Origin of the sequence: Paenibacillus chibensis (genome assembly GCF_004001045.1) — a bacterium.
Classification (GTDB): Bacteria; Bacillota; Bacilli; order Paenibacillales; family Paenibacillaceae; genus Paenibacillus_AQ; species Paenibacillus_AQ chibensis.
The window spans coordinates 313,595-321,743 of sequence record NZ_BIMK01000003.1 but is presented as its reverse complement, the minus strand read 5'-3'; the positions used below and the strand labels follow the sequence as shown (position 1 = coordinate 321,743).

At 49.4% G+C, this 8,149-nt stretch carries 9 protein-coding genes; 6 read left to right on the top strand and 3 right to left on the bottom strand.

Annotation, left to right across the window (positions count from 1 at the left end):
• Positions 1-64: 64 nt before the first annotated feature.
• Positions 65-574 carry a DUF4275 family protein gene (locus PCH05_RS03885; protein ID WP_127600827.1) on the top strand — a complete coding sequence of 170 codons (510 nt, stop codon included), beginning with the start codon at positions 65-67 and terminating at the stop codon, positions 572-574.
• Positions 575-602: 28 nt separating this feature from the next.
• Entirely contained in the window at positions 603-2,558 is a 1,956-nt protein-coding gene (locus tag PCH05_RS03880; RefSeq protein WP_127600825.1) for a tetratricopeptide repeat protein, read from the top strand.
• Between the two features lie 38 nt (positions 2,559-2,596).
• On the opposite strand, the gene PCH05_RS03875 is transcribed toward PCH05_RS03880, so the two are convergent.
• Genes PCH05_RS03875 through PCH05_RS03865 form a run of 3 tightly spaced genes read right to left on the bottom strand, consistent with a single transcriptional unit; the run spans position 2,597 to position 4,603 of the window.
• Positions 2,597-3,247, bottom strand: coding sequence for a DUF2306 domain-containing protein (locus tag PCH05_RS03875; RefSeq protein ID WP_127600823.1), 651 nt, complete (start codon positions 3,245-3,247; stop codon positions 2,597-2,599).
• Between the two features lie 53 nt (positions 3,248-3,300).
• Positions 3,301-4,335 carry a DJ-1/PfpI family protein gene (locus tag PCH05_RS03870; protein WP_127600821.1) on the bottom strand — a complete coding sequence of 345 codons (1,035 nt, stop codon included), beginning with the start codon at positions 4,333-4,335 and terminating at the stop codon, positions 3,301-3,303.
• A gap of 46 nt (positions 4,336-4,381) precedes the next feature.
• Positions 4,382-4,603, bottom strand: coding sequence for an SHOCT domain-containing protein (locus PCH05_RS03865; protein ID WP_127600819.1), 222 nt, complete (start codon positions 4,601-4,603; stop codon positions 4,382-4,384).
• A gap of 210 nt (positions 4,604-4,813) precedes the next feature.
• On the opposite strand from PCH05_RS03865, the gene PCH05_RS03860 reads away from it, so the two are divergent.
• From PCH05_RS03860 to PCH05_RS03845, 4 genes are all read left to right on the top strand, one after another.
• On the top strand, positions 4,814-5,500 hold the full coding sequence (locus tag PCH05_RS03860) for a response regulator transcription factor (RefSeq protein WP_127600817.1): 687 nt from the start codon (positions 4,814-4,816) through the stop codon (positions 5,498-5,500).
• 4 nt (positions 5,501-5,504) lie between these two features.
• Entirely contained in the window at positions 5,505-6,836 is a 1,332-nt protein-coding gene (locus tag PCH05_RS03855) for a sensor histidine kinase (protein WP_127600815.1), read from the top strand.
• Between the two features lie 111 nt (positions 6,837-6,947).
• Complete coding sequence (locus PCH05_RS03850; RefSeq protein ID WP_127600814.1) at positions 6,948-7,532, top strand: GNAT family N-acetyltransferase; 585 nt, start codon at positions 6,948-6,950, stop codon at positions 7,530-7,532.
• 53 nt (positions 7,533-7,585) lie between these two features.
• Positions 7,586-8,134, top strand: coding sequence for an ATP-binding protein (locus PCH05_RS03845; protein WP_127600883.1), 549 nt, complete (start codon positions 7,586-7,588; stop codon positions 8,132-8,134).
• Positions 8,135-8,149 lie beyond the last annotated feature (15 nt).

Sequence of the window (8,149 nt, the reverse complement as noted above, 5' to 3'; positions counted from 1 at the left end):
AGGACGGCAGGTTTGATTGGTATGACATCCCGCCGGTAGCGATTTTTTGCTTTAAAAAATGCATATGAATAGAGAGATTCGAGAGAAAATCGACCGGATTCTAGACGACTTGCCGGAGGACGAATTAAATCAGGTTTATCAGACCGCAGCTTGCATACATAGGAAATACATGTTTAAGGCCAATATCCTGCAAAGGGGCGTGACGATCTCCACCGTGTTTGCCGAAGGGAAGGAGATTGTGACGGCATGGGACAACGCCTTTGCCTCCCAGATCAGCGATGAAACCAAAGAGGCGATCTATTATGATCAATATAAGTGGCATATTTTCAGCTACGGGAAGCAGGACTGCTTACAAGCAGAGATGGCAAGAAGGGCGTTTGATTCCGAAGCGAAGGATGCTATCTATGTCATGAATCAATCACATTCCGTGTTTTTGTATGAGCATGCAGCGGATTTGGTTGCAGCCGACTTCGATTCCGGGGAGGATATGTACATTTTTGACCGGCATTTGACCTGGACGTATGTCGTGACGCATGAAGAAATGTGCGGTCCATATTTTTACAGCTTGAAATAAAGACACATGGCAAAATGAGGTGGAAAAGATGCTGTGGGGAAAAATTGGTCACCATTACGCGCGAAAAAAGAAATACGGCATTGCGGCCAAATATTTATCGAAGGCGAAGCCTTCTTCGTTGAAGCTGGAGGAAAAAATATCTCTCGCCGAATCACTCCACTACACCGGCAAATCGGAAGAGGCTGCTTCCTACCTGAAGGAAGTGATTCGCGACCACCCGTCCATCGGCTGGATTCATGAGAGAAGAGCGCATATTCTGCGCGAGATGTACCGGGAGGAAGAGGCGATTGAAGAACTGGATGAAGCGATCCGTTTAGACGGGGATCATTATATGAATTGGTATACCCGGGGGCTGGCTCATAAGGATTTGGGGCATTACGAGGAAGCAATCCGTGATCTGAAGGAATCCATCCGGCGTGAGGATGCTTCCAGCGTCATTTCCACGTATTACGAGCTTGCGATGGTATTTTACCAGAGCGAACGGTATGAAGAAGCGCTGCCGTATTTTGAGAAGACATTGTCTTCGTCCAAAGTCATTCCCAATTATTACTTCATGCATGCCATCACGCTGGAAGAACTGGGGCGTACTCCAGAAGCGATCGATACGCTTCTCAAGGGAAAGATTCTCCTGGACAAATATAGATCACGCCCCGATCAAGGGTATGCGATATTTGCCGAGACCACTCTGTACAGCTATGGAGCGTTCTTGACGTTTCAGCGGCTGCTTGAGCCAACGTTTGCTTTCCGGTTGACGTTGTTTCGGTTGTATGCCGGTGCTGGTGATCACGATTCATCGCAAGCGATGATTGATGAAGCGATATTGATGTTCCCGGGTACAGCCGAGCTCTTTTTTCAGAGAGGGAAGTGGCATTCCGAGCAGGGGAAGATGGAGGAAGCGATACGCGATTTTGACGAGTGCATCCGACTGGAGCCTGCCCATGTTCAGGCCATGCTTGGTAAAGCCAACACGTACCGCAGCCGTCATCTGCATACGGAAGCAGCGGGTATGCTGGAGAACATCATAGCGATCGATCCAGACAACGTTCTGGCCCGCTACTGGCTTGCCGATAGCTTGTGCGTGCTGGAACAGTACGACCAAGCCCTGGCCGCCAGCGAAGAGCTGCTGAAGCTGGAGGACGATGATCCGCTCAATTACATCCAGCGGGGAGATATTTGCATGGAGATGAATCAGCCGGGGGAAGCGGAACTGTCGTTTGCTCAAGCCACCCGTTTGGAGGACAGCGCCAAGGCGCGAGGCAAGCGGGCTTACGCCTTATATTTGTTGGGCAGACATGAAGAAGCGCTTGCTCAGCATCAGGAAGAAGCACGGCTGGATCCTTCTCTATTGGACCATCCCTATTATCATGCCGGCATCGGGCATAACTATAAAGCGCTGGGGGACTGGGAGTTTGCGATCAGCGAGTATTCGCGGGCGATCGAGCTGGATGCGGAACAAGCGGAATTTTATCTGTGCCGGGCACAATGCTTCCTGGAAACCGAAGCCTGGTCACGAACGGAGCAGGATTGCACCAAGGGGATGACGCTGCAGCCGGAGCTTACGGATTTCTATAACATGCGCGGCTTTGCGTATTATTCGCTGAAGGAATATGAGCGCGCAAGGCAGGATGTTCAAGCCTGCATCGCGCTCCAGCCGCAAGTCGCATCCGGGTATTACAATCTGGGCCGGATCGAGTATGCAGCGGGAAATCCGGACGAAGCGCTGGCGTATTTGGAACAGGCGCTTCAGCGGAATGCCATGCATGCTTTAAGTTATCTGTATCAGGCGTACATCCACTATGATAATTTTAATACAGATGCTTGCGTAGAGAGTATCGCCAGATGGGCTTTGTATTCGGACGTGCATGCGACGCCGGAAGATAAGCGGCGGGCGATCGAAACGATTGACGAATTCGATGAAGACGTGCGGGAACAAGCGGCGCAGCACTTGGGTTCTTTTTATGGCGAAGCGCAGTATTATTCGTGAGCGCGTGAAGCCCATCATGCGGAGGGGAGTGGACCACCTCATTTAAAGGTAACCACGGCCTCTTGGGACCTGCTGACAGTACTGATTATCATGTTGGGAATGAGCAGCAGCAGCGCAATGGTGCTGTAAACGCCAATGATATAGCTGGTAGCGTAAGCCAGACCGAATCCCTGATGAAAAAGGGAAGTGATGAGATGGATCAGCATGTTCGTAAAACAAAAGGCGTAACTTCGGATCATCCAGTTCCGGTGACGGATGGTCCGTTTCTTTTTGATTTGGACCAGTGCCGCCAGGGTTATCAGCAGCCATATCATATTGAGCACATTGAATCCCATGCTGCTTATTTTTCCTCCGGTGGCGTAAGGCGCCATATATCCGGAAGTCATCACGACAAGGAGCATGGACACCACATAAACATAGCCGCTTATGCGATGGAACCTCCGGCTTTTTTCAAAGATTCGATTCGAAAGGTTGAGCAGTCCAGCCGTCATGGCGATGCAGGCAAAGGCGACATGGACGTGCATAACGTTTAACCAGACCGGGAGATTAAGCTCACGTTTCAGTCCGGTTTTATGGATTAAAAATGCCTCGGCCCCGGGATGGATCAAATAATTTTCCGCTAGGGCATATAGGATAAATACAATGCTGATACAGGCCAATATTCCGTATAATGTTTTCTGCTTCTTCATGCGATTCAATGCCCCCGTGGTTCCGTTTTTTATTGCCAATACACATTTTCGGGTTAAGATACCCGCTTGCCTGTCAATTTGGATGCCGGCAGTATGCCGGCTTTGGCGATTCCGACCATTTGATCTCCGTTCACGGCAACTTCGAATTTCAGATGTAAGCGCATGGGTTTCGTAATGCTCAGCGACCAGGTCAGCTTATTGTTCTGAAGCACGGGGGTTACAAACTCGACCGTCTCCTCCCCTTGAGTGGCCTGGCCTTGGATCATCCCATGACTTGTGGAGATGGAGAGCTTGACCGGCAGTTTCCCGACCGGCGTAGCGATTGTCGTATCCCAATCCCCGTCGAAGACTGATGCCTGCATGATTGGGACAGGCGGAGTATCATAAGTCATTGGCGCTTGGTCCGCCGCGTTGTTCGGCTCATCCCGCGTCGGTGCTCTATGACTGCCAGGAGCCATTCCTGTTTCTCTCCAAACCGTCCCCCTGCGTTCAAATTCGAACAGCTGCTCTACCGCGTGTGCGATACGAGGTCCAAGCTCGCGTTCCACCAGGTACAGCGCTACATCGAGTCCTGAAGTGACGCCGCCGCCTGAAACCAGGTTGCCGTCGTCCACGACGCGTGCCGGGACGGGAATGGCGCCGGTTGTTCCTAATACATCCATCCCCAGATGATGTGTTACTGCCTTTCTGCCTTCCAAGAGCCCTCCCATGGCCAGCAGCAGGGAACCGCCGCATACCGTAGCGATGACGATGTCTCTGTGCCCGAGTGCCTGCCCAATCATACCGGTCAACGCTGTATTCATTGCGCGGTTAAGAATAGCCGGGATCGAATCAGAACCGTCTGCTTCGACGTCGCCGGCTGCGCCGGGAACGAGAATGATGCCCGCACATTCCGGGTTCAGCCGGCCGCTGGCCTCAATTTTCAACCCGTTGAAGCCGCTGGCCACGGACCTCGGCCCTTCAGCCGTGACAAATTGTACGCTTACCGTGTTTTCAGCTTTCATAGCAGCAGCACAGAATACCTCATAAGGTGCAATGGCATCCAACAGGTCGAAGCCATCAAATAAGACGATTTGAACGGTTAGCATACATAAAACCTCCCCGGTATTTTAACTTGTTACGATCAGGAATCTGTTATTTGGTCAGAAGCTCCTTCAACCTGTGATATTCCTTCTCATCTATTTCACCACGGGCCATCCGGCTCTTTAGAATCCATGCGATATCACCGTCCTTTTGATTGCGATCTCTGTGCCGATATCGAATCGCATAGATTCGAACGGCCACAAAACAAACAAGCGTGAGACAAAATAAAACTCCGAATGGAAAAAATGAGAAACTGCCATCTGCCACTCCCATTGAGAACCTCCTTTATCCGTTTATGGCGTGAGAGACCATTCACGTCCTGCGATAGTGCCTCTCGTATACGCAAGAAGGATCATATCAAACGAATATCTCAAACGAAGTTGTAAAAAGGTCACAAAACAATAAACATTTCATCACAAATCAGGTGGAGGCGTCAGATACCTGCGGAAAAATGATAAACTAGCATTCAAAGGTGGGATATTTATGAGCGAAGCAAATACGATCCTTGTTGTAGATGATGATCAGAGTATCGTTGAACTATTGAGGGACTTTTTGGAGAACGAGAATTTTCACGTCATGACCGCCTGCGACACCGCGGAAGCGTGGGCCTTATTCCAGCAGAGTTCCATACATTGCATTGTTCTTGACATCATGATGCCGGGACAAAATGGTTTTGAGTTATGCCGACGGATTCGGGCGGAGAGCAGCATTCCTATCCTGTTCCTGAGTGCCCGCAGCGATGATGTGGACAAGATCCGGGGGCTGACCCTCGGCGGCGATGATTATATCGTTAAATCTGCTTCACCCGGAGAAATTGTCGCTAGAGTGAAAGCCGTATTGAGGCGTTCCGCTTCCCGGAAGCAAATGGACGGAAGGGTTTTGGATTGTGGGCGCGTTAAATTAAATTTATCCACAAGAGAAGTGGTCGTGGAAGGGAAGAACGTCGATCTCACGCCGCGGGAATATGAGTTGTTGAGATTATTCGTTGAACATCCGAGACATGTTTTTTCATATGAACAATTGCTCGCGAAATTTTGGGATGGGGTGGGCGATAAGCATACGATTCGGGTCCATCTCAGTCGGCTGCGCGAGAAAATCGAATCTGATCCGAATCATCCGCAATACCTGGTCAACGTATGGGGAGTAGGGTATCGGTTCGAGGGAGGATAACAACATGAGAACACTTCGCATTCGCACGTTTACTGTCCTGTGCTTTTTCTTTATACTCTTATTGCCATGGATCTTCTTTATTACAGCTCACTACATGGAAACGAAAACCTTTAGCCTCACGAAAACTCATTCACAAAACGAGACTCTCCAAAGACAAGTGAATGAGACAATTCACCTGATCGAAGCGGGAACCGATCAATGGATGGATCCAAACTGGCAGAACCAATTACATAAAGAGCTGCAGACAGCGAAAATGGACGTGGCTATTCTATCCGAATCGGATCAGGAAATATACCGGTCGAATCCCGATCGGCGCGGCACAGCATCGTCAACCGAACGGTTCTCCGTCATCGAGGACGGTCATTTGCTGGGAAGGGTCATTCTTTATCTGCCCAAATCAAATGCAGTTCCCATGATTTCGATATTTGCCGGATTACTGCTTGCTTTTTTTGTCGTCGGTGTCGAAATGAGACGTTTCCTTCTTAAACCCCTCGAGAAGATGAGCGCTGCAGCCCGAGAAATTGCAGCAGGAGATTGGGATGTGAAGCTTCCTTTGTCGAGAATCACCGAAATCACTGAAGTACGCGATGGATTTGAAGTGATGGTGAAGGGGCTTGAAACATCATACCGGAAACAAGTGGAACTCGAAGAAGAGCGCCGGTTCGTGACTGCTGCTGTCGCGCATGATTTACGGACACCGTTGTTCGCCTTACGGGGGTATTTGGATGGCTTGGAGCAAGGGATTGCACGATCACCGGAAAAAATAGCAAAATATGTGGCGGTATGCAAGGAAAAATCGGCACAATTGGATCGGCTGGTAGAGGAGCTTTTCACGTTTACTAAAATGGAGTATTTGGAGACGAAACTTAACAATAACCCTGCCGTTGACCTTAAACTCATACTCCGGAGTTCGATTGAAAGTCTGAGTCCACTGGCGTGGCAGAAACATATCTCGATTTCGAACCAGGCTGCAGACGATTGCATCATTAGCGGCGATACGCACTTATTGGAGCGTGCCATGAACAATCTTTTGGAGAATGCCGTCAGGCATTCCTATGGTGATATTGTTGTTCAATGTTATGAAGACGGTAACAAAGTAAAATTTACGATACGCGATACAGGACCGGGCTTCTCATCAGAAGAACTTCAACACGTTTGCGAGCCTTTATATCGTGGTGAAGAATCTAGAAATCGTTCAACCGGAGGCAGCGGATTAGGGTTAACCATTTCACAAAAAATTGTTAGGCTGCACGGAGGTGAACTAGCAGCAGGTAACCATCCGGAGGGTGGAGCACTGCTGACAGGCTGGATACCGAAAGACGTCACCCAGCCCTAACAGGGCATACATGATCCCGGCAGCAGCCTGTTTGACTCTCGGTATATCATTACAAGAATTCGTTGAATACATCCAGGATCAAATTTATGGATGGTGACGAGGAGGGTTAAGATGAGAGAAATCAACTATGAGAATTACTTTTGGCAGGATGAGGAGGTCAGACTGCGCGCGATCCAGACGGAGGATTGGGAAGGGCATTATTACAACCGATTCGATACGCCGGGACGGAGACTGCTCGAATGCGCGGTTGAGCTCCCTCCGACCGTTGCCGAAGCGAAGTCATTCGTCGAGCAGAATATCGACTTTTCCAATCCCGGGCGAATGATGTTTACGATTGAAACGCTGCAAGGGGTAAACGTCGGCGGCATCAATCTGAACCACATCGATGAAAGAAACGGCACATTCAGCATCGGCATTCAGATCGATCGGGATTTTCGCGGCAAGGGCTATGGCACAAGGGCGATGAGAATTCTGCTTCGATATGCTTTTTTGGAGCGCAGGCTTCATAAATTCAATGATTCTGTATTGGAAGGCAACGAGGCCTCCGCAGCGATGATGCGAAAGCTCGGCTGCGTTCAGGAAGGCATTCGAAGATCCGTGATTTATACGAACGGGAAGTATCATGATTTTATATTGTTCGGCATGACGAAGGATGAATTCATAGAAAAGCATAAGGATCTATTATTTCAAGGATGATGATGAGCTCCTGAGCTTAGCATTTCAACTTGAATCGAAATGGGGTTGCTGCCATGAACAGGTTCGTTATTATGACCGTCGGTACAACGCATAGCGGTAAAACGACATTCGCCCAGGCATTAGAGCAGCAGTTGCAGGGCTCCGTCGTGATCGACCAGGATAATCATGCGGAATTTATTAATACCTATTATAGAGCTTTGCAGCCTCGTCAAGGACCGAACACGTTGAAATTTTCCGTTACGCAAACCATCGTGGATTATGCGGTGAATCAAACCGATTTGCATCTCATTCTCAGCAACTCGAATCGTGCACGCATGGTGCGGCTCGATTTGCTTACCTATTTTCAAGGTCATGGTTTCCGCAGCATCCTCGTCCATTTTAAACTTCCCGAGCGCATTCTGCATGAGCGGGTCGCGAATAGCCGGCGGAGCAAATCCATTTTTCGAAAAGCGGCTTCCTTTAGTGAAGTGCTCGACAGGCAGTTGGCAGAGCGCAATGTGATCGACCCTACAGAAGACGAGGCCGACCATTTATTTGTGATTGAGGATTCCAGTGAAGTGGACTCCGTAATTCAGAGCATTCTTCATATTGTTCTGGATTGACGCAGACCCGAAGGG